Here is a 19300-nt window from a genome sequence, read left to right on the forward strand (position 1 = left end):
CAGATTGTGTCAGCGGGATCACGCTGTCCGGTCCGTTCGGGTATGACCGGGCCTGGAAGCGGCAGACCGGCGCGGCCGACAGGCCGTACCTCCGCCCGGGACGTAGGCTGACGGACGTGAAGGACAACAGGGACGCCGCTGTGCCCCACGGTATGACGACCGGGCGCCATCCCGGCGCCGGCCGCGACGAGCAGGGTGAGGTGACGGCGTGACCGAGTTCGACGGACTGCCGGTGCTGCGGTCCCCGGTGGCCATCGCCGCGTTCGAGGGCTGGAATGACGCCGCTGACGCGTCCACCGCCGCGGTGGAGCACCTTGAGCAGGTCTGGAACGCCCGGCAGATCGCCGAGCTGGATCCGGAGGACTTCTACGACTTCCAGGTCAGCCGGCCCACCATCACGATGGCCGACGGGGAGACCCGTCGGGTGGAGTGGCCGACGACCCGGTTCATGGTGGCCAGCCCGGAGGGCACCGACCGTGACGTGGTGCTGATCCGCGGCATCGAGCCGAGCATGCGCTGGCGGACGTTCTGCGAGCAGGTGCTGGAGATCTGCCACAGCCTGGAGGTGGAACGGGTGGTGCTGCTCGGCGCGTTGCTCGCCGACGTTCCGTACACTCGGCCGTTGCCGATCAGCGGCAGCGCCTCGGACGCGCAGGCCGCCGAGCGCTACCAGCTCACCCCAACCCGCTACGACGGGCCGACCGGGATCGTCGGCGTGCTCCACGACGCCTGCACCCGCGCCGACGTGGATGCCGTCTCGTTCTGGGTGCACGTGCCGCACTACGCCAACAACCCGCCCTGCCCCAAGGCCACCCTCGCCCTGCTGCACCGGGTGGAGGAGGTCGTCGACCTGCCGGTGCCGATGGCCGACCTGGCCGAGGAGTCCGCCGAGTGGGAGCAGCGGGTGCGCAGCGCCGCCGAGCAGGACGCCGAGCTCGGCGAGTACGTCCGCGAGCTGGAGGAACGGGTCGGCGACGAGGGCATCACCCCGCTGACCGGTGACGAGATCGCTCAGGAGTTCGAGAAGTACCTGCGCCGCCGGGGCGGTTCGGCCGGCCCCACCGCCGGCTCCTGGTAGCACTGTTCGTCGCGGGCCCTCGGACCTTTGTGGTCCGAGGGCCCGTTTTTTCGCGTGTCACGGGTAGCGCCGTCACACCCGCTAGGGCATCCTAGGAACCTAGATGTGATCAAGGAGGCGGGTGTGCAGATCAATCCCGGGGCCGCCGAGTTCCCGCACCGACAGATCGCCGCGCAGCTCAAGGCCCAGGTCCGCCGGGGCGACTGGGGGCCCGGCGAGCGGCTGCCGTCCATCCCGGCCATCGCCGAGATGTTCGGCGTCGCCAAACAGACTGTGCAACGCGCCGTCGACCAGCTCCGCGTCGAGGGCATCCTGATCACCAAACCCGGCTCCGGTACGTACGTCCGGGGCACCCGACGCCGACTCAACCGCCTCTCCCGAGGCCGGTACGGCGGCTTCCGCGGCTACCACACCGACCTGGCCGCCCGGTACCGTCAGCAACTCGTCTCGGTCGGCTCCGCCCCCGCCCCGGCCGAGGTCGCCGACGCCTTCGGCGTGTCCGACGGCACCAGCCTGCTCTGCCGCCGACACCTCGTGCGCACCGACGACTCCCCCGTCGAGGTGGGCGCCTCCTGGTTCCTGCCCCGCGACACCGCAGGCACCTCGCTTGAGCGCGCCGAGGCGTTCGGCCGGCCGCTCTACCAGGAGGCCGAGGAGGCCACCGGGCGGCGGTACGTCTCGGCCACCGACACGATCAGCGCCCGCCAACCCAGCCGGGAAGAGGCCGAAACCCTCCAGATCCGGCCCGATACCCCGGTGCTGCACCTGCTGCACGTCGCGTACGACAGTCACCGCAAGCCCATCGAGGTCGCGCAGGCCACCTGGCCCGGCCCGATGACCACCCTCACCGAGGAGTACCAGATTCCTGCCCCCACCCCCGAGGCCGATCCCGACCCCGGCCTGGTTCTGGGCTAGGTTCCGGCTCGCCGATCATGTCCGTCGGGGCATGGCGCGGAGCCAGTCCAGCGCCACGACGCGGTTGAGGACGGCTGGGTAGTCGGTGCCCCAGACCGCCTGTTGAACTCGCGTCCCACCTGGTTTGCGTTCGCGGTGGGCGGCGCGGTCACAGTTGGCACGGCCCGTGAAATGCGGTCAGACTCTCTTGCACGGATAGGTCTGTAATGCAAAGCTAACTTCATGACACACGAATCCGTTCCACAGGCGGATGGGCCTCACGAGCTGTTGGCGGCCGTGCGCGACCTGACCCGCCAGGTCCGTGTCGCCCAGCGCGGCACCTGGTTTCCGCTGCTGGTCTTCGCGGTGATCACCCTGATCGCGATACCCGTCTACCGGTACGCCCCCTACGTCGACCTGTTCGACACCTGCCGATCCAGCCCGCAGCACACGGTCTGCATGGCACCCAACCCGACGGAGCTCGGATACTGGACGGTCGCGCTGGTGCTCTCCTACGCGGCGATCGCAGGCTTCTACGTACGACAGTCCCGACGGCGCGGCGTGGGCACCCCGATCCGCCCCTACGTCGTCGTCGGCGTCGCGTTGGCCGTTCTGATGACGGCCGTGTCGATCTGGCTGAGGCTCCACCCGCTCGTCTCCGTCCCCGCCGACCCCTTCTCCACCGATCCGGCCGCGATCGAGGTCGGGCCAGCGGCGTGGCTCGTCAACGGGCTGGCCAGTCCCATAGCGGTAATCGCGTTGGCGCTGCTGGTGCTCGCGTGGGTCGAACGCAACTGGGCGCTGCTGGCGTACAGCCTCGTCTACCTGGCGAGCGTGATGGTGCAGGGCGGCCAGGTCATCCACTCGACCTCGCCGTGGTTCTTCCTGCCGTACCTGCTCGTCCCGGCGGCGCTGCTGCTGCTCGGCAGTGCCGCCTTCGCCCTGTTCCGGCCGACCACCGAGGTTCCGGGGCGATGACCGACCATCCCACCAACGGCCTCGACGACGTGGTCCACCAGCGCGTCCGCTTGGGCATCCTGGCCATCGCTCACCAGGCCCGCCAGGTCGAGTTCGGCTTCCTGCGCACCACCCTGCAGCTGACCGCGGGCAACCTCGGGCAGCACCTGAACGTCCTGGAGAAGGCCGAGCTGATCCAGATCGAGAAGGGCTACGAGGGCAAGCGCCCACGCACCTGGGTGACTCTCACCGCTACCGGTGAGGCAGCCCTGCGCGACGAGATCGCCCACCTCAAGGAACTCATTCAGCAGGTCGAACATGCCGAGACGGCGCCGATCGCCGACCGGTGACCGGGTGACCGACGGCCAGCCGACGTGCGCGGACCGGATCCCGTGCAACACGGGGTCTGTCACGCCCAGACACGGCAGGCCTGGTGTCTCCAGCAGCAGAGCGCTGAAGTCTTCATCATCGAAGAGCGCTGACACCGATACAACTACACCCTCAGTGTATACACTGCGATGATATCGATGGCCGGAACGCTCCGTTGCGGCGTCGAAAAACCCAAGGGGAGGACAAATGGAAACCGTGCAGCCGATGGGTGGACGGGGAATGACGCGCCGCGGCCTTGTCGGAGCGGCACTGGCGACCGGGATCAGCGTGCCGCTTGGCATCGCCGGTCGCGCCACGGCAGCCGCCACCGATCCGGGCTTGGTCCGGCTCTCTCTGCCCGCGCCGACCGGGCCGTACCGCGTGGGGACGGTGCCGCTGCACCTGGTCGACCGGTCACAGCCGGACCCGCTGGCCGGGCCGGGACGGTACCGGGAGTTGATGGTCAGCCTCTGGTACCCCGCCCGGGACGTGCGGCGACACCCGCTCGCCCCGTGGATGACCGCCGCCTCGATGCGCACGCTGCTGGGCTCCGCCGGCTTCGACCCCGACGCCGCGCTGGCACCACTGACCGCCGGCCACGAGGGCGCCCCGGTGTTGCGCCCGCGCCGACGGCTGCCGGTGGTGCTGTACTCGCACGGCGCCGGCAGCCACCGTTCGGACACCACAATCGTTGTCCAGGAACTGGCCAGCCACGGCTATGTGGTGGTCACGGTGGACCACACCTACGACGGGTTCGGCGAGTTCCCCGACGGCCGGGTAACCGTCCAGGAGAACAGCCACCACGCCACCCCATGGACCTATACCCGCGACGTCCGGTTCGTCCTCGACCAGATCGCCGACCTCGCCGCCGGGGGCAACCCCGACGTCGACCACGCACCGCTGCCGGCCGGGCTGGGCACCGCCCTCGACCTAAGCCGAATCGGCATGTTCGGTTGGTCGAAGGGCGGCACCGCGACGGCCCTGACCATGGCCACCGACCGGCGGATCCGAGCGGGACTGAGCATCGACGGCCCGATGCTGTCGCAGCCGCTGCCCACCACCGACCTGTACCGGCCGTTCATGCTGATGACGGCGGCGTTCACCCAGGCCGCGGAGCCCGCCGTCGCCGAGTTCTTCACCCACCTACGCGGATGGCGGCTCAACATCCAAGCCGCCGAAGCTGTCCACTCGTCCTACGGGGACAACCAGTGGCTGATTCCACAACTGGCACGGGTCATCGGGATGAGCGACGAGGAACTCGTCAGCTGGATCGGGAATCTCGACCCCGCCCGCGCGGTGCGGATCGGGCAGGCGTACCCGCTGGCGTTCTTCGACCTGCACTTGCGGCACCGGGGCGGCCGTCTCCTGAGCGGCCCGAGCCGCTCCTTCCCCGAGGTGACGTTCATTCCATAGCCCGTTCGTCCGCGCCGTGCCGGCCCGCCCCAACCCCCTGCCTGGTTCTGGACTGAGCCGGAACGCGCGGCGCGCGACCGTCCGCAGGAAGGGCGGGACCCGGTCGATCATGGGGTTGTGGTGCCTCGCGAAAGGCGCAAAGCACCGTGTATCGGGCACCAGAAGTCCATGATCGACGCAAGCGGGGGCGAGCGGGGTGGGTTGTCGGGTGGGCTAGAGGCGGATGCCTAGGAGGGCGTCCACCGTCTTCGCGAAGAGGGCGGGTGCTTCGGGGTCATCCGTGGTGCCCGCCAGGGTCGCGTCGGCCCAGAGGTCGGCCACGGCCAGGGCGCCCGGGGTGTCCAGGTCATCGGCCAGGCGTTCGCGTACCCCGGCCAGCAGCTCGGCCCCGGACGGCCCGGCCGGCGCGGCGGCGGCCCGCCGCCAGCGGGCCAGGCGCTCCTGGGCGGCGGTGAGCAGGTCGTCGGTCCAGGTGCGGTCGCTGCGGTAGTGCTCGGAGATCAGCGCCAGCCGGATCGCCATCGGGTCGACCTTGTCGGCGCGCAGCCGGGACACGAAGACCAGGTTGCCGCGGGACTTGGACATCTTCTCGCCGTCCAGGCCGATCATGCCGGCGTGCACGTAGTGCTCGGCGAACGGGGCCTGACCGGTGAGCCGCTCGGCGTGCGCGGCGGACGCCTCGTGGTGCGGGAACAGCAGGTCGTTGCCGCCGCCCTGCACGTCGATGCGGTCACCGAGGAGGTTCATGGCGATCACCGCGCACTCGATGTGCCACCCCGGACGGCCCGGCCCCAACTCCCCGCCCGGCCAGGACGGCTCGCCCTCGCGGGCCCCGCGCCACAGCACCGGGTCCAGTGGGTCGCGCTTGCCGGCCCGGTCGGGGTCACCGCCGCGCTCGGGGAAGATCTCCAGCATCTGCTCACGGGTGAGGTTGGACTCGTAGCCGAACCGGCCGGTGGCGGAGATGTCGAAGTAGATGTCGCCGGTGCCGTCGTCGAGCCGGTACGCGGCGCCGTCCTTGACCAGCACCGCGACCTTGTCGGCGATGTCCGGGATCGACTCGACGGCACCCACGTAGTGCTCCGGCGGGATGATCCGCAGCGCCTCCATGTCCTCCCGGAACAGCGCGGTCTCGCGCATCGCGAGGACCACCCAGTCCTCGCCGTCGCGGGCGGCCCGCTCCAGCAGCGGGTCGTCGATGTCTGTGACGTTCTGCACGTAGCGCACCGGACGGCCGGCGTCGCGCCACATCCGCTGCACCAGGTCGAACGTGATCATGGTGGCGGCGTGACCGAGGTGTGTGGCGTCGTAAGGGGTGATGCCGCAGACGTACATGCTTCCCGCGTCGGCCGGCTCACTCGGGTGGACGCCCTGCCGCGCCGAGTCGTACAACGCCAACGGCTCGCCCTTGCCCGGCAGCCGTGGCACCTCGTGTCCCGCCCAAGACTCCATGGGACCAGCCTAGCCAGCCCGGCGACGCCGCCGGAGCGCACCACGGGTGATCAAGATGACAGCAGCTCACATGGGGGGCCAGGGCATCGCCGGCCAGTCCTCCGGCGGCTGCGGGAAACGGCCGCTCTCGCGCAACCGGTCGACCCGGCCGGCCAGCTCGGCCACCTCGCTGATCGTCAGGTGGTCGGCAAGCTCCGCGCCGAGCGCTCCGGTGATCTGCCCGGCGAGCCCGGCGAGCATCTCCACCGCGTCCGGGGGAAGCTGTCGGCCGGCCCAACCCCAGAGCACCGTACGGAGCTTGTCCTCCACGTGGAAGCTCACCCCGTGGTCGACGCCGTAGATGCGGTCGTCCGGGCCGACCAGCACGTGCCCACCCTTGCGGTCGGCGTTGTTGATCACCGCGTCGAGCACCGCGAGGCGGGCCAGTCGTGGGTCTTCGGCGTGCGCCAACACGTACGCCGCGCCGTCGTCGTCCCGGGCCGCGGCGATCGGGAACCAGCGCGGCGGCAGCTCGTCGGCCGGCAGGAAGCCGACAAGCGCCTCGGCGTCCTCCGGCTCGTCGATCCACAGCTGGCAGGAGCCGGGGCCGAACGGCCCGTCGCGCAGCACTGTGGGCGGCACCAGGCCCCAGCCCGTCGCCTCGGAGACCAGGTACGCCGAGACCTCCCGACCGGCCAGGGTGCCGTCGGGGAAGTCCCAGAGCGGTCGTTCGCCCCGCACCGGCTTGTAGACGCAGCGGGCGGTGACCCCGTCCAGGGTCAGGATGCCGCGCAGCGTCGTGTTCGACGCGTCGACCAGCCGACCCTCCAGGTCGAGCGTGCCGTCACGCAGCAGCCGCAGCGCCGCGTCGCCGTCCTGGCGAGGCTGGAGGCCGGACGAGGTCACCGGTGGTAACCGTTGTGCCGCGGGCAGAGGTGCCCGGCGGGGTCCAACGGTTGGCCGCAGAGCGGGCACGGCGGCCGGCCCGCGTTGACCACTCGCCGGGCCCGCTCGATGAACTGGCGGGTCGCCTGCGGGGTGAGCCGCACCCGGAGCCGGTCGAGGTCCTCGTCCGGCTCGTCGTCCTCGACATCGTCGTCGTCGGGGTCTTCGTCGTCCTCGTCGCCCAGCTCGACCTCGGGCTCCACCTCGCCGGCGGCGATCGCCTCGATCACCACGGTCGCGGTGTCCACGTCGAAGGCCAGCCCGAGGGTGCCGACCCGGAACTCCTCGTCGACCGGCGTGTCGAGCGGCTCGTTGTCGCCGATCACCGGCGCCAGCTCGGGCAGGTCCACCCCGAAGCGACGCTGCGCCTCGGTGAGCAGCTCTTCCAACTTCTCGGCGAGCAGGGACACCTGGACCTTCTCCAGCGCGACACTGACCAGCCGACCGCCGCCGCGGGCCTGCAGGAAGAAGGCGCGCTCCCCCGGCGGCCCGACGGTCCCGGCGACGAACCGCTCCGGCGGTTCGAACGCGTGCACCTGGTGGGTCATACCCACGACCCTATCCGGCCCGCCAGGGCACCGCGCACCCCACCGACCCGAATCACCGTGCGCCCCGCCACGCCCGGCGCACCGGTCCTGGCACCCGGGCGCGGCGGACGCCGGCTCACCGGCCGGCCCCCGCGCCGCCGCCCACCGGGGCGTCGGAGTCGGCAGTGCTCGCCGCCGCCCGCGTCGCCCGCCGACGCTTGCGGGGCGGCGGTGCCAGCGCGGCCAGGTCACCGCCGGTGTCGTTGAGCCGGAGCAGGAACGGCCGCAACGGGGTGTACCGGATCGCCGTCACCGACGCCGGGTCGGCCACGATCCGTTGAAAGAGATCAAGGTGTACGCCGAGCGCGTCGGCGACTATCGCCTTGATCACGTCGCCGTGGCTGCAGGCCAGCCAGACCGCCTCCGGGCCGTGCTCGGCGGTGATCCGGGCATCCCACGCGCGTACCGCCGCGACCGCCCGCGCGGCCATCGCGGCCATCGCCTCGCCGTTCGGGAAGACCGCCGCGCTGGGGTGCTGCTGGACCACCGGCCAGAGCGGCTCCTTCGCCAGCTTCTTCAGTGGCTGCCCCTCCCAGTCTCCGTAGCCGCACTCGATCAGCCCCTCCTCCACGAGCGGGGCGGTGTCGGGCAGCGCCAGCTCCAGGGTCTGCCGGCACCGGATGAGCGGACTGGTCACCACCGCCGCGAGCGGCACCCGGCGCAGTCGTTCGCCGACCGCTGTCGCCTGGGCCCGGCCGGTGTCGTCCAACTCGACCGGCTGGCGGCCGGCCAGGCCGCCGTCGGCGTTCGCTGTCGTCCGGCCGTGTCGCAGAAGCAGAAGGGTCGCCACGGGGACCACCCTATGACCTGGGCCCGACCGGACGTCGCCGTCGGGCGACCAGGGTGTCCGGCCACCGGTGGCGGGGGGGCTGGCGAAAACGGACTGAAGCACCAGGCTGACCGTAAAATGCGGTGTGCCGGTCTTGTCCGGAGCCGTTAGCGGAGGATGGGGAACGCGATGGGCGACTCGCCATCCCGACGGCCCCCGGACCCGCAAGACGCTTACCGGGAGTTCCGGTACCCGCTGCTGGTCCTCGCCGTGACCACCGGGATCGCCGGCTTCGTGGACGCCTTCGCGTTCCTGCGCTACGGCGCGTTCGTCGCCAACCAGTCGGGCAACGCCGTCCTGCTCGGCATCGGCCTGGCCGGACGGCACGCCGCCTGGCCCGAGTCCGCCGCCTCACTTGTCGCGTTCGCCACCGGGACCGGCGTGGTCTCCCAGGTACGCGCGGCGCGCAGCAGATGGTCGCCGGCTCTCCGGGGCCTCGGCAGCGCTGTGCTCACCCTCGCACTCTGGGCGGTGCTGAACGCCCTGCTGCACCACGGCCGGCAGGGCGGATGGCAACGAATCGCGCTTGCCGCTGCCGGCGGTCTCGCCATGGGCGCGCTGGCGACCCTGTTCGTCCGCACCGCCGGGGTCACCACCGCGATCACCTACCAGTCCGGCACGGTGGACAAGATCGGTGAGCGCATCGGTCGGTGGTTGGCCGGTCCGGACACCGGCCGGAAGCGGGCCCGGCAGGGCGCCTTCCTCGGGCTGTTGGCGCTTACCTGTTACGCCGCCGGTGGTGGCCTCGGCACGATCGCGCAGCAACGGCCCCTGTGGGTGCCGGCGTGGGGAACGCTGGCCCTGGCCGCCCTCTCGTTCCTGCTCCGCTCGGGACGGTCCCGGACCTGATCTCAGCGCACGTCGGTCGCGAGCTGGATCTCCTGCACGAAGCACTCCGGACGCTCGGCGCCGTACCGAACCAGCACGTCCAACACCGCGGACACCGCCTCGCGCTCCACCACCACCTCGACCCGGGCCCGGCCCACGAGATCCTGGTCCTGCCAGTAACCCCGGGGCAGCGAACGGGCCGCCGGTTCGGCGGTGGAGACCGTCGCGTCGGAGAGCACGATGGAGGTGGCTCCCGCGCCGACCAGGGCGTCGCGAAGCTCCCGGGTCGTCGGCAGCAGCGTCGGGTTGACAGTCGCGGTGACCAGTCGGGCGTTCTGGATCGGCCGGGTGGGCCGCTCGGCGGCGTGTCCCGGTCCGGGCTGGCGGCGTTGCGGTGCGCCGGTGCCGTTGAGGCCCGCCACGCCGCCCAGGTGGTAGGCATCGGCGTCCTGCTGGGCGTGGTCGAGGTTGTCCTGCACGTCGGCGGGGGCCCGCAGCCCGAGTACGGCCTGCACCGCGGCGGCGATCGCCCAACTGAGCACGAAGGAGAAGGCCACCACGGTGACCACGCCGACGATCTGGTGCCACAGCAGGGATCCGCCGCCGCCGAAGAACAGGCCATCCTTGCCGAGCGGATTGATGCCGCTGTCGCCGAAGAAGCCGACAAGCAGCGAGCCGAGCATGCCGCCGACGAAGTGGACGGCGAGGACGTCCAGCGCGTCGTCGAGGCGGAGCAGGTACTTTAGCCGCAGCGCGAAGTGGCAGACGAATCCGGCGATCGCGCCGATGGCGATGGCGGAGACCGTGTTGACGTACCCGGCGGCGGGGGTGACCGTCGCGAGCCCCGCTACCGCACCGGAGACGCCGCCCACGACGGTGCTGTGGCCGTCCTTCACCCGCTCGGCGATCAGCCAGACGAGCATTCCGGCGGCGGCAGCGAGATGGGTGTTGATCAGCGCCTGGGCGGCGAGTCCGTTGGCCTGGAGTCCGTCGCCGCCGTTGAAGCCGAACCAACCGAACCAGAGGATGCCCGCCCCGAGGATGGTGAGCGGGATCGAGTTGGGCGGGGACGCGGTGCGCGGCCAACCCCGGCGGCGTCCGACGACAAGCAGGGTGCCCAGCACGGCGGCGCCCGCCGAGGCGTGCACCACCATGCCACCGGCCCAGTCCTGGGCGCCGAACCTGGCCAGCCAACCGTCGGGGTGCCAGAGCCAGTGCGCGACCGGCGCGTAGACCACTATGGACCAGATCGCCAGGAACGCGACCCAGCCGGCGAACTTCAGCCGGCCCGCCGTGGCCCCGGTGACGAGCGCGGGGGTGATCACCGCGAACATCATCTGGTACGCGACGAACGCCAGGGTCGGGATGGTCACCTGACCGGCGATGACGTGCAGGTGGGGCGCGGGCGGGACCTTGAGGTCGGTCAGGCCGAAGAGTTCGAGGTTGCCGAAGAGGCCGGTGCCGGCGTCGTCACCGAAGGCGATGGTGTAGCCCACCAGGACCCAGGTCAGGCTGACCACGCCCAGCGCGATCATGTTCTGCTGGAGCATGGCGAGCACGTTGCGGGTGCGGACCATGCCGCCGTAGAAGGCGGCCAGGCCGGGAGTCATGAACAACACCAGGCCGGCGCAGACGAGCACCCAGGCGGTGTCGCCCGAGTTCACCGCTTCCTGAGCGAGCATCGCAGCTCACCTCTCCTCTCGGTACGTCAGACGGTGCGTCTCACCTCGGTGAGGATGGACTCCTTGACGCGTTCGTGGTTGGGCACCGGCGCGAAGTGCCGCTTGGGTAGCAGCAGCAGCCAGGTGGCGATGTTGAACGGCCCGGTCAGCACCGGAATGCCCAGCGGGGTGAGCACAGTCGCCAAGGCCAGTTGGACGAACAGCGTCAACGCGATGCCGAAGAGCGTGTAGAGGGTGACCATCGCTCCGGGTCGGTGCAGCACCGCGCCCACGGCGATCGCTGTCAGCACCGCGTTGAAGCCGAGCAGGCCCTTGTCCAGGGAGGACGCGTCGGCGCCGAACCAGAGCGCCAGCAGTGTCGCGCCGACGGCACCGATCACCGCGAAGAGCGCCGACCAGCGGGAGTTGACAAGCAACGCGACCAGGATGATCAACCCGGTGACCCAGCTGTCGATCAGGTAGACCTGGGACACCCCGCGCAGGAAGGTGGGGATCAGGTCCCAGTTGAAGCGGCCCCCGGTCAGTTGCCCCTCGCCGGGGAACATCGGCTTCAGTTTGGTGAGCACTGTGAACCTGTCGAACTGGTAGGCGGCCATCAGCAGGACCCAGGTGGTCAGCACGAACGGCATGGTGAACGCGGTGAGCCCCCAGGTCTTGAAGATCGCGTTCAGCGCGAGGGTGACCACAGTCGTGGCGATCGCGCCGAGCACCAGGTAGAGCCACATCAGCGGTCGGTCGTCGAGGAACGTCGGGACGGCGATGCCGGTCAGGAACGGGCTGAAGCCGAACAGTCCCTTGCGTAACGAGGGCTCGTCGACCCGCAGGGCGACGGCCGTGGCGGTGCCGACGACGAGGCCCACTACCGCTCCCCCGAGGATCCGCGGTTGCCCGTTCTCGAAGGCCCCCCAGGCGACCGCCACGAGGACGAGCAGGCCGGTGAGCGGGTTGTTCTGCAGGACGACCTGCGCGGGCCCGCGCAGGCAGGCGTCGACGAACCCGAGCAACGGGTTGCTGTCACTCAGCCTGTCCCAGCCCTGGGTCACGCTCGTCACGACATGCTCCTCGGATGCGTCATCGCCAGCTGAACGTCGGCGGGAAGGTGCGGCCGGTCACCTCTTCACGGGCGGCCACGCAGAAGGCGCGGACGGCGGCACGAACCGCCTCGGTCTCCTGCCCCAGCACCTTGAAGATGAGGCCGGCGTCGTTCGGCAGTCGGCTGACGGCGCTGGCCAGCGGTGTGTTCTCGTCCCAGACCGGCGTCGCGGTCCGTTCGAAAACGCGGGCGGCCCGCTCACCGCTGGTGAGCAGTACGACGTTGCCGAAGATGTGGAAGCGGTCCATGACCCCGACCCGCGCCACCGGAAACTGCCCGGGGGCCGCCACGAACTTCTCCACGAACAACTGCCGGCCGTCCGGGCGCTCGGCCCGTAAGCAGGAGGAGAAGAGGTCGTAGGCGAACAGTTCGCCGTCGCGGTAGTACTTGCGGCCGGGCTGCAGGACCTCGGCGTAGAGCATTGTGGCGTTCTCCGGGAGCCGCACCCGGGTGTCGGTGACGAACCGGCTGCCCCGGTACGGGATGGTCGGCTCCGGGAGGTATTCGAGATAGCTGTCCTCGGCCAGGGTGAACGTCTGGATCTGCGAGCCGTAGTTCGCGTCCATCTCCTGGATCTTGGTGGCGGCCTGGGTGACCAGGTGCGCCTGGCTGCCCGGCGCCAGGTCGACCTCCAGGTGCAGGCGGTCGCCCTGCAGCACCCCGCCGGAGGTGGTGAGGATCATGACGCAGGGCAGCTGCGGCATCTCCTCGTCCCAGTACAGGGCCCGCTGCACGAGCAGTGGTGACTGCCGGTAGAGGTCGTGCAGGATAGTCCGGTCGCCGCGCCGCTCGAACCCGAGGCGCAGGATGCCGACCTTGCCGTTGGACGCCGCGGGCAACTGGGCCGGTTGGTCCTGGTACGGCTCCAGTTCCCGCGCGCTGTCCAGTGTGATCATGCGACCACTTCGGCGTCGAAGAGCGCGTTGCGGCGGATCAGCGACACCAGTTCGTCGATGCCCTCGCCGGTCTTGCAGTTGGTGAACACGACGGGCTTGTCGTTGCGCATCATCGCCGCGTCGCGCGCCATGACGTCGAGGTCCGCCTCCACGTAGGGCGCGAGGTCGGTCTTGTTGATCACGAGGATGTCGGACTTGGAGATCCCCGGACCGTTCTTGCGCGGGATCTTGTCGCCGGCCGCCACGTCGATGACGTAGATGAAGAAGTCGACAAGCGCGGGGCTGAACGTGAGGGTGAGGTTGTCCCCGCCGCTCTCGATGAGCACCACGTCGCTGTCCGGGAAGCGGGACTCCATGTCCTCGACCGCCGCGAGGTTCATGCTCGGGTCCTCCCGCACCGCGGTGTGCGGGCAGGCCCCGGTCTCCACCCCGAGGATCCGCTCCTCGACCAGCACCCCGGTCAGGGCGCGTCGCACGTGCTTGGCGTCCTCGGTGGTGACGACGTCGTTGGTGATCACCAGTACGCGCAGTCCGTTGTCTACGAACCGGGGCACGACCGCCTCGATGATCGCGGTCTTGCCGCTGCCCACCGGGCCGCCGACGCCGATACGACTTGCCGACTTCATGATGTGACCTGTCCTTCTCAGAGACGTTTGAGGTGCGGGAAAGATGCGGGTGTCCGGCTCTCAGCTCATGAACATCCGCACGTGGACGTGCTGGTGCGCGGCGGACAGGACGTCGAGGTGCGGTCCGAAGGTCTGCATGTCGTCGAGGTCGGCGGTGCGCACGTCGCGGTAGTCGTCGGTGACCTTCTCGTTGACCGCGAACAGGATCGACTGCGCGTCGAGGTGGTCGACCCGCATCAACCGGATGGCGGCGCTGAGCACCGTCGAGGCCGCGCCGTACTGGTGGGCCGCGAAGGCGTCCTCCTCGGGCACCCCGAGGTCGGCGAAGACCACCCCGAGCGCGACCGGGTACGTGACCGGCACACCCGCCGCCGTCTCGTCGAGCCGCTTCTTCAGCAGCGTCTCCCCGACGATCCGGGTCGCGGCTTCGGCCAGCTTGCGCCCCATCCGTACGGACATGGTGCGCATCTCTTCATTGATCTTGCGGAGGTGCACGGCCTCGTCGGCCCGCCGGATCCGGTCGAGGTCCCCCGCGCCGGCGGCCCGGTGACCGACGAGCAGGGCGACCCCGTCCCCGGTGGCGGCGAGCCGGGTGACCGTCCGGACGTACTCCTGAAGGGTCGTCCGGTCGTGCACGACACCGTGCTCGACGGCCATCTCCAGGCCGCTGGAGAAGGAGAAGGCGCCGACCGGGAAGACCGAGTCGCCGAACTGCAGCAGCTTCAGGGTTTCGGCCATGGTGCGCACCGTGCGGCCCCGCTCAGTTGAGGTCGGCGGGGAGGTGGGAGTGTGGCGTCGAGTCCGCGCCGCCGAACAGTCGCCGCGACTCGTGCGGCGCGAGGTAGGCGATGATCTCGGTGCCGGGAACGAACTCGTGGGTGATCCCGGTGAAGGCGTGGGTACGCATCACCGAGTCCATGACCTTGCGGTCCACGGTCAGCGGGACGTACATCTTGGTGCCCTTGACCACCGCGGGCCAGTGCTGGTTGCCGATGGCGTGACCCAGCTCGACGGCCGAGCGGATGAGCAACTCGGCCGACTCGCCGCGCAACTTGTCGAGGTGGACCACCATCACCTCGCCCAGCTGCACCCGGGCCACCACCGCCGTGGCGCTCAGGTCGTCCCAGGCCAGGACGTCGCCGTCGCGCAGCCGGACGCCGCGCTCCAGCGAGACCGACAACTCCGCCCCGGAGGTGGTCAGCTTGCGGATGCGGCTCTTCTGGGCATCCCACTGGTCCAGGACCAGGTCGTCGATGCGCGCTTCCTTCAGGCGCAGCATCCAGTCCGGCTCGTTCATGTTGCCCAGCACCGTCTCGACGAGCACGGGCCTCTCCTTTCGGTGGATGTGCCGGGACCAGGCGCGTGCGGGCCCGGCCCGGCGGGGGTCAGCTGAAGAAGTAGAGCTGGCTCAACGGCAGGTTCCGGGCCGGCGGCACTGTCGCGTGTACGCCGTCCATCTTCACGGCGAAGGTCTCCGGATCGACCTCGAGCTTGGGCAGCCGGTCGTTGCGGACCATGTCCCGTTTGGTGAGCCCGCGGGTCCGGTACACCGGCATGACCTGCCGTTGCAGGCCGAGCTGTTCGGCGATGCCGGCCTCGTGGGCGGCCCGGGACACGAAGGTCACGCAGGTCTGGGCCAGCTGACTGCCGTACGCGGCGAACGAGGGTCGGTAGTAGACCGGCTGCGGTGTCGGCAGCGACGCGTTCGGGTCGCCCATGATCGACCAGGCGATCATGCCGCCCTTGAGGACGAGCTTCGGTTTCGCGCCGAAGAACGCCGGTTCCCAGAGCACCAGGTCGGCCATCTTGCCGGGCGTGACCGAGCCCAGCACGTGCGAGATGCCCTGGGTGATCGCCGGGTTGATGGTCATCTTCGCGACGTACCGCAGCACCCGGAAGTTGTCGTTGGCGCTGGAGTCCTCGGCGAGCTTGCCGCGGGCGGTCTTCATCTGCCCGGCGAGCTGGATGGTGCGCAGCCAGGTCTCGCCGACGCGCCCCATGGCCTGCGAGTCGCTCTGCATCATCGAGATGACGCCCTCGTCGAGCAGCACGTCCTCGGCGGCGATCGTCTCGGTCCGGATCCGGCTCTCCACGAAGGCCACGTCCGAGGGGACCTGCGGGTTGAAGTTGTGACAGACCATGATCATGTCGTACAGCTCGGACTGGCTGTTGATGCCGTACGGCACGGTCGGCGTCGTCGAGCTGGGCAGCACGTTCATCTGGGCGGCGACCTTGATGACGTCCGGCGCGTGCCCGCCGCCGGCACCCTCGGTGTGGAAGGTGTGGATCGTGCGGCCCTCGAACGCGGCGATGCTGTCCTCGAGATAACCACTCTCGTTGAGGGTGTCGGTGTGGATGCTCACCTGCACGTCGAACTCGTCGGCGACGTCCAGGCAGGCCCGGATCACCGCCGGCGGGGCACCCCAGTCCTCGTGGATCTTGAAGCTCGGCGCGCCGGCCATGATCTGTTCCACGAGCGGGGCCCGGCCGGTGCTGTTGCCCTTCGCCATCAGGCCGATGTTGATCGGGATGCTCTCGAAGGCCCGCATCATCGCCTGGATGTTCCACGGCCCCGGGGTGATGGTGACGCCGTTGGTGCTGTCGGTCGGGCCGGTGCCACCGCCCCACAGGGTGGTCACGCCGTTGCTCAGGGCGGCGTACGCCTGCAGGGGCGTCACCAGGTGCACGTGCGTGTCGATGCCCCCGGCGGTCAGGATGAGGTGCTCGCCGGAGATGGCCTCCGTGCCCGGACCGGTCACCAACTCGGGGGTGACCCCGTCCATGATGTTCGGGTTACCGGCCTTGCCGATGCCGGCGATCTTGCCGTCCTTGACGCCGACGTCGGCCTTCACCACGCCGAGCGTCGCGTCGAGGATTGTCACGTTGGTGATGACCAGGTCCAGGCCGCCCTGCGCGTTCGTGTACTGGTTGTTGACCCCCATGCCGTCGCGCAGCGTCTTGCCGCCGCCGTACATCACCTCGTCGCCGAGGACCCGGAGATCCTTCTCGATCTCGATGTACAGGTCGGTGTCGCCGAGCCTGATCTGGTCACCCGTCGTGGGGCCGTACATGCCGGAATACTCTTGCCGGGAAATCTGGCTCATCGAATCATCTCTCCTGCCCGAGGCGCGCAGCCCTGCGGGTTAATCGATCTACTTCTTCTTGCCCTTGGGGTCGTCCTGCTGCTCCGGGGCGAACTTGAATCCCCGGGTCTTGGCGTTGTGGATCGCCTCGGTACGGTCCGGCCGGTAACTGGGGGTCGACTCGCTGCCGCTCCACCCCTGCACCAGACCGTTGAATCCGTAGACACGCTGCTGCCCGCCGAAGGGGACGAGCTCGACTGTCTTCTTGTCGCCCGGCTCGAAACGGATCGAGGTCGTCGCCGGGATGTTCAGTCGCCTGCCGAAGGCGGCCTCCCGGTCGAAGGCGAGCATCCGGTTGGCCTCGAAGAAGTGGAAGTGTGAGCCGATCTGGATCGGTCGGTCGCCGGTGTTCTGGACGACAACCTCGGTGACCGGCCGACCCGCGTTCAACTCCAGCGGTTGATCGCTCAGCACGTAGCCGCCGATGGGTCGCACGTGCTTCGAGTTGGGGCCGGGATGTTGCGTGGCCATGTCCTGCTCCACCTTCCTGGGGATCGCGTCCGGGCTGCTGCGCCTATCGGATCGGTGAGTGCACGGTGACCAGTCGTGAGCCGTCGGTGAAGACCGCCTCGACCTGGATCATCGGCAGCATGTCCGGCACGCCGGGCATCACGTCGTCGGCGCTGAGGGTGCTGCGGGCCTCGTTCATTACCTCTTCGACGGTCTTGCCCTCCCGCGCCCCCTCCAGGGCGGCGGCGCAGATCACCGCGACGGCCTCGGGGTGGTTCAGCTTGATCCCCCTGGCCTTACGGGCGTTCGCGACGATGGCCATCGAGAGGATCGTCAGCTTGTCGAATTCCCTTGGTGTCAGATGCACTGTCCTGGTCCTTCACGACTGTCGGTCGGGAGCCGCCAGCCCGCCGAGCGGACGGCCACCGGGCGAACACGACGCTCGACCCGAATAGCTATTTGTCCGTCAGATCCGTTTTGGGCGACTTCGAGTCGAACGTACGCCCCGTCCCTGCGTGGTGGGTCAGAAGTCGAGAATCACGCCCGCGACTTCGCGCCGGAGCCGTGCCGCCGAGCGTCGGTCTGCCACATCTGCTGAATCTGTTCGAGGGTCCTGCCCCTGGTCTCCGGCAGGTACCGCCAGATGAACAGGAAGCCGACCACGCAGGTGCCGGCGAAGAGGGCGAACACCCCCGATCGCCCCAGGGCGTCGAGCATGCTCAGGAAGAACTGCGTGACCAGGTACTCGGTGCCCCAGTGGGTGGCGGAGGCGATCGCGACGCACCGGCCCCGGATGCGGCCGGGGAAGATCTCGTTGATAACGGTCCAGGCGGTCGGTCCGATCGACATCGCGTAGAACGCCACGAACATGACCACGCCAATCAACAGGAAGATGCCCGCGTCGGTGGGACGGTGCCCGGTCGCTCCTGCGGTCCGCGTCGACGGGGGCATCTTCGCGAAGCTGACGCTGACCACCACGAGCGAGACCGCCATGCCCAGCAGCCCCACCAGCAGCAGCGGCCGGCGACCGAGCCGATCCAGGAAGGCGACCGCGACCAACGTGAAGAGTGAGTCGACAGCACCGATCGCCCAGGTGGTCGCTGCCAGTTGCGCCTGCGGGGTGTGGAACCCGGCGGCCGAGAAGATCTCGTCGGCGTAGTAGATGATCCCGTTGATCCCGGTCAGTTGCTGGAACAGCGCCAGGCCGACACCCAGCACCAACGGACGCCGCCACTGCGGCGACACCACCTCCCGCCACCCCGCCCTGCCGGCCGAGAGGCTCTCCTCGACGGCGTGCAGCCGCTCGGGCACCTTTCGTGCCGGCACTGTCGCCCGTAGGGATGCCTCCGCCCGACGCCTGTCCCCCCGCCCGAAGTACCAGACGGCCGAGTCGGGGATCACCGTGGTGACCAGGGCGAGGGCCACGCCCAGCAGCGACGCCGCCGCCAGCAGGTAACGCCAGGAGCTGCCGGCCTCGAACAGCTCGTCGGCCAGGTAGCCGACGAAGATGGCGAAGGTGGTGGAGAACTGGTAGACCGCCAGGAGGCTGCCGCGGATCCGTTCCGGCGCGGCCTCCGCCGCGTACATCGGCCCGGCGACCGAGGCCACCCCGATGCCCAACCCCAGGATCAACCGCGCACCGAACATGACCCCGATGACCGGCGCCACCGCCTGCACTATGGTGCCCACCGCGAACGTGGCGGCGGCGACCCACAGCGCCCCCCGCCGACCGATCCGGTCCGCGAGGTGACCGCCGAGCAGGGCACCCACGAGCGCCCCGGGCGTCACCCAGCTCGCCGCCACCTCGACGGCGAAGGTGTCCGCGTGGAAGGTCTGCCGAATGTCGCGCAGCGCACCGCTGATGACGCCCTGGTCGTAGCCGAAGAACGCACCGGAGAGCACGACGATCGCCAGGACCGCGACGAGGTTGCGTCTCGGTGGCCGCCCCCGACCACGCATCGGGCCAGCACTCGCAGTCACGGTCGCCCCCTCCGCCGCGAGCCACCGACAGATCCCACCCGGGGAGACAGCCCGATATCAGCAGGATAAGTCCGTTAAGTCGGTCTCGTAGAGCACAAC

19 protein-coding genes and 1 pseudogene are annotated in these 19300 nt (G+C 69.9%); 6 read left to right on the forward strand and 14 right to left on the reverse strand.

The window, feature by feature from the left end; all coding sequences use genetic code 11:
* The first annotated feature begins 208 nt into the window (after positions 1–208).
* From AB0B86_RS29520 to AB0B86_RS29540, 5 genes are all read left to right on the forward strand, one after another.
* Positions 209–1078: a PAC2 family protein gene (locus AB0B86_RS29520; protein WP_357254177.1), complete on the forward strand. Its 870-nt coding sequence runs from the start codon at positions 209–211 to the stop codon at positions 1076–1078.
* Between the two features lie 123 nt (positions 1079–1201).
* Positions 1202–1993, forward strand: coding sequence for a GntR family transcriptional regulator (locus tag AB0B86_RS29525; protein ID WP_357420225.1), 792 nt, complete (start codon positions 1202–1204; stop codon positions 1991–1993).
* Between the two features lie 222 nt (positions 1994–2215).
* Positions 2216–2950, forward strand: a complete 735-nt coding sequence (locus AB0B86_RS29530) for a hypothetical protein (RefSeq protein ID WP_357420226.1) — start codon at positions 2216–2218, stop codon at positions 2948–2950.
* Complete coding sequence (locus AB0B86_RS29535) at positions 2947–3279, forward strand: transcriptional regulator (protein ID WP_357406326.1); 333 nt, start codon at positions 2947–2949, stop codon at positions 3277–3279. Before AB0B86_RS29530 ends, AB0B86_RS29535 begins: the two co-directional genes overlap by 4 nt.
* Positions 3280–3505: 226 nt before the next feature.
* The gene (locus AB0B86_RS29540; protein WP_357406324.1) at positions 3506–4711 is read left to right on the forward strand and encodes an acetylhydrolase; all 1206 of its coding nucleotides are present in this window, start codon (positions 3506–3508) and stop codon (positions 4709–4711) included.
* 213 nt (positions 4712–4924) lie between these two features.
* Here the strand turns inward: AB0B86_RS29540 and mshC are convergent, their stop codons facing one another.
* From mshC to AB0B86_RS29560, 4 genes are all read right to left on the reverse strand, one after another.
* On the reverse strand, positions 4925–6163 hold the full coding sequence (gene mshC, locus AB0B86_RS29545; RefSeq protein ID WP_357420227.1) for a cysteine--1-D-myo-inosityl 2-amino-2-deoxy-alpha-D-glucopyranoside ligase: 1239 nt from the start codon (positions 6161–6163) through the stop codon (positions 4925–4927).
* A 66-nt stretch (positions 6164–6229) separates the two neighbouring features.
* On the reverse strand, positions 6230–7048 hold the full coding sequence (locus tag AB0B86_RS29550; protein ID WP_357406320.1) for an SCO1664 family protein: 819 nt from the start codon (positions 7046–7048) through the stop codon (positions 6230–6232).
* On the reverse strand, positions 7045–7635 hold the full coding sequence (locus AB0B86_RS29555) for a DUF3090 domain-containing protein (protein WP_357254163.1): 591 nt from the start codon (positions 7633–7635) through the stop codon (positions 7045–7047). The genes AB0B86_RS29550 and AB0B86_RS29555 overlap by 4 nt, the downstream gene beginning before the upstream one ends.
* 115 nt (positions 7636–7750) lie before the next feature.
* Positions 7751–8473, reverse strand: coding sequence for an MSMEG_4193 family putative phosphomutase (locus AB0B86_RS29560; protein WP_357406318.1), 723 nt, complete (start codon positions 8471–8473; stop codon positions 7751–7753).
* Positions 8474–8632: 159 nt separating this feature from the next.
* Here AB0B86_RS29560 and AB0B86_RS29565 point away from each other — a divergent pair, with 159 nt between their 5' ends.
* Positions 8633–9352, forward strand: coding sequence for a YoaK family protein (locus AB0B86_RS29565; protein ID WP_357420228.1), 720 nt, complete (start codon positions 8633–8635; stop codon positions 9350–9352).
* 2 nt (positions 9353–9354) lie between these two features.
* Here the strand turns inward: AB0B86_RS29565 and AB0B86_RS29570 are convergent, their stop codons facing one another.
* The 10 genes and pseudogenes from AB0B86_RS29570 to AB0B86_RS29615 form a co-directional block, all read right to left on the reverse strand.
* Positions 9355–11013, reverse strand: coding sequence for an ammonium transporter (locus AB0B86_RS29570; protein ID WP_357406314.1), 1659 nt, complete (start codon positions 11011–11013; stop codon positions 9355–9357).
* 26 nt (positions 11014–11039) lie between these two features.
* Entirely contained in the window at positions 11040–12065 is a 1026-nt protein-coding gene (yut, locus tag AB0B86_RS29575) for an urea transporter (protein ID WP_357406312.1), read from the reverse strand.
* A 19-nt stretch (positions 12066–12084) separates the two neighbouring features.
* The gene (locus AB0B86_RS29580) at positions 12085–13002 is read right to left on the reverse strand and encodes an urease accessory protein UreD (protein ID WP_357406310.1); all 918 of its coding nucleotides are present in this window, start codon (positions 13000–13002) and stop codon (positions 12085–12087) included.
* Positions 12999–13628 carry an urease accessory protein UreG gene (gene ureG / locus AB0B86_RS29585; protein WP_357420229.1) on the reverse strand — a complete coding sequence of 210 codons (630 nt, stop codon included), beginning with the start codon at positions 13626–13628 and terminating at the stop codon, positions 12999–13001. The genes AB0B86_RS29580 and ureG overlap by 4 nt, the downstream gene beginning before the upstream one ends.
* Before the next feature lie 60 nt (positions 13629–13688).
* Positions 13689–14366 (reverse strand): urease accessory protein UreF, encoded by a 678-nt coding sequence (locus AB0B86_RS29590; protein WP_357406306.1) that lies wholly within the window; start codon positions 14364–14366, stop codon positions 13689–13691.
* Positions 14367–14388: 22 nt separating this feature from the next.
* Complete coding sequence (gene ureE / locus AB0B86_RS29595) at positions 14389–14952, reverse strand: urease accessory protein UreE (protein WP_357406304.1); 564 nt, start codon at positions 14950–14952, stop codon at positions 14389–14391.
* Positions 14953–15013: 61 nt separating this feature from the next.
* Positions 15014–16732 carry an urease subunit alpha gene (locus AB0B86_RS29600; RefSeq protein ID WP_357406302.1) on the reverse strand — a complete coding sequence of 573 codons (1719 nt, stop codon included), beginning with the start codon at positions 16730–16732 and terminating at the stop codon, positions 15014–15016.
* 174 nt (positions 16733–16906) lie between these two features.
* A pseudogene (locus AB0B86_RS29605) lies at positions 16907–17242 on the reverse strand (urease subunit beta); the annotation flags it as partial.
* A 43-nt stretch (positions 17243–17285) separates the two neighbouring features.
* A complete protein-coding gene (locus AB0B86_RS29610; protein WP_088948057.1) occupies positions 17286–17588 on the reverse strand; it encodes an urease subunit gamma in 303 nt (100 codons plus the stop codon).
* 170 nt (positions 17589–17758) lie between these two features.
* Positions 17759–19201: a sugar porter family MFS transporter gene (locus AB0B86_RS29615; protein ID WP_357406300.1), complete on the reverse strand. Its 1443-nt coding sequence runs from the start codon at positions 19199–19201 to the stop codon at positions 17759–17761.
* Positions 19202–19300: the final 99 nt, after the last annotated feature.

It is taken from the genome of Micromonospora sp. NPDC049047 (genome assembly GCF_040649135.1).
In the GTDB taxonomy this organism is placed as follows: Bacteria; Actinomycetota; Actinomycetes; order Mycobacteriales; family Micromonosporaceae; genus Micromonospora.

Bases quoted from the DNA above. Each gene is read 5' to 3' on its own strand.
- AB0B86_RS29530 (WP_357420226.1), top strand. From the start codon at position 2,216: ATGACACACGAATCCGTTCCACAGGCGGATGGGCCTCACGAGCTGTTG.
- AB0B86_RS29535 (WP_357406326.1), top strand. From the start codon at position 2,947: ATGACCGACCATCCCACCAACGGCCTCGACGACGTGGTCCACCAGCGC.
- AB0B86_RS29540 (WP_357406324.1), top strand. From the start codon at position 3,506: ATGGAAACCGTGCAGCCGATGGGTGGACGGGGAATGACGCGCCGCGGC.
- mshC (WP_357420227.1), bottom strand. From the start codon at position 6,163: ATGGAGTCTTGGGCGGGACACGAGGTGCCACGGCTGCCGGGCAAGGGC.
- AB0B86_RS29555 (WP_357254163.1), bottom strand. From the start codon at position 7,635: ATGACCCACCAGGTGCACGCGTTCGAACCGCCGGAGCGGTTCGTCGCC.
- AB0B86_RS29565 (WP_357420228.1), top strand. From the start codon at position 8,633: ATGGGCGACTCGCCATCCCGACGGCCCCCGGACCCGCAAGACGCTTAC.
- AB0B86_RS29570 (WP_357406314.1), bottom strand. From the start codon at position 11,013: ATGCTCGCTCAGGAAGCGGTGAACTCGGGCGACACCGCCTGGGTGCTC.
- AB0B86_RS29580 (WP_357406310.1), bottom strand. From the start codon at position 13,002: ATGATCACACTGGACAGCGCGCGGGAACTGGAGCCGTACCAGGACCAA.
- ureG (WP_357420229.1), bottom strand. From the start codon at position 13,628: ATGAAGTCGGCAAGTCGTATCGGCGTCGGCGGCCCGGTGGGCAGCGGC.
- AB0B86_RS29590 (WP_357406306.1), bottom strand. From the start codon at position 14,366: ATGGCCGAAACCCTGAAGCTGCTGCAGTTCGGCGACTCGGTCTTCCCG.
- AB0B86_RS29600 (WP_357406302.1), bottom strand. From the start codon at position 16,732: ATGAGCCAGATTTCCCGGCAAGAGTATTCCGGCATGTACGGCCCCACG.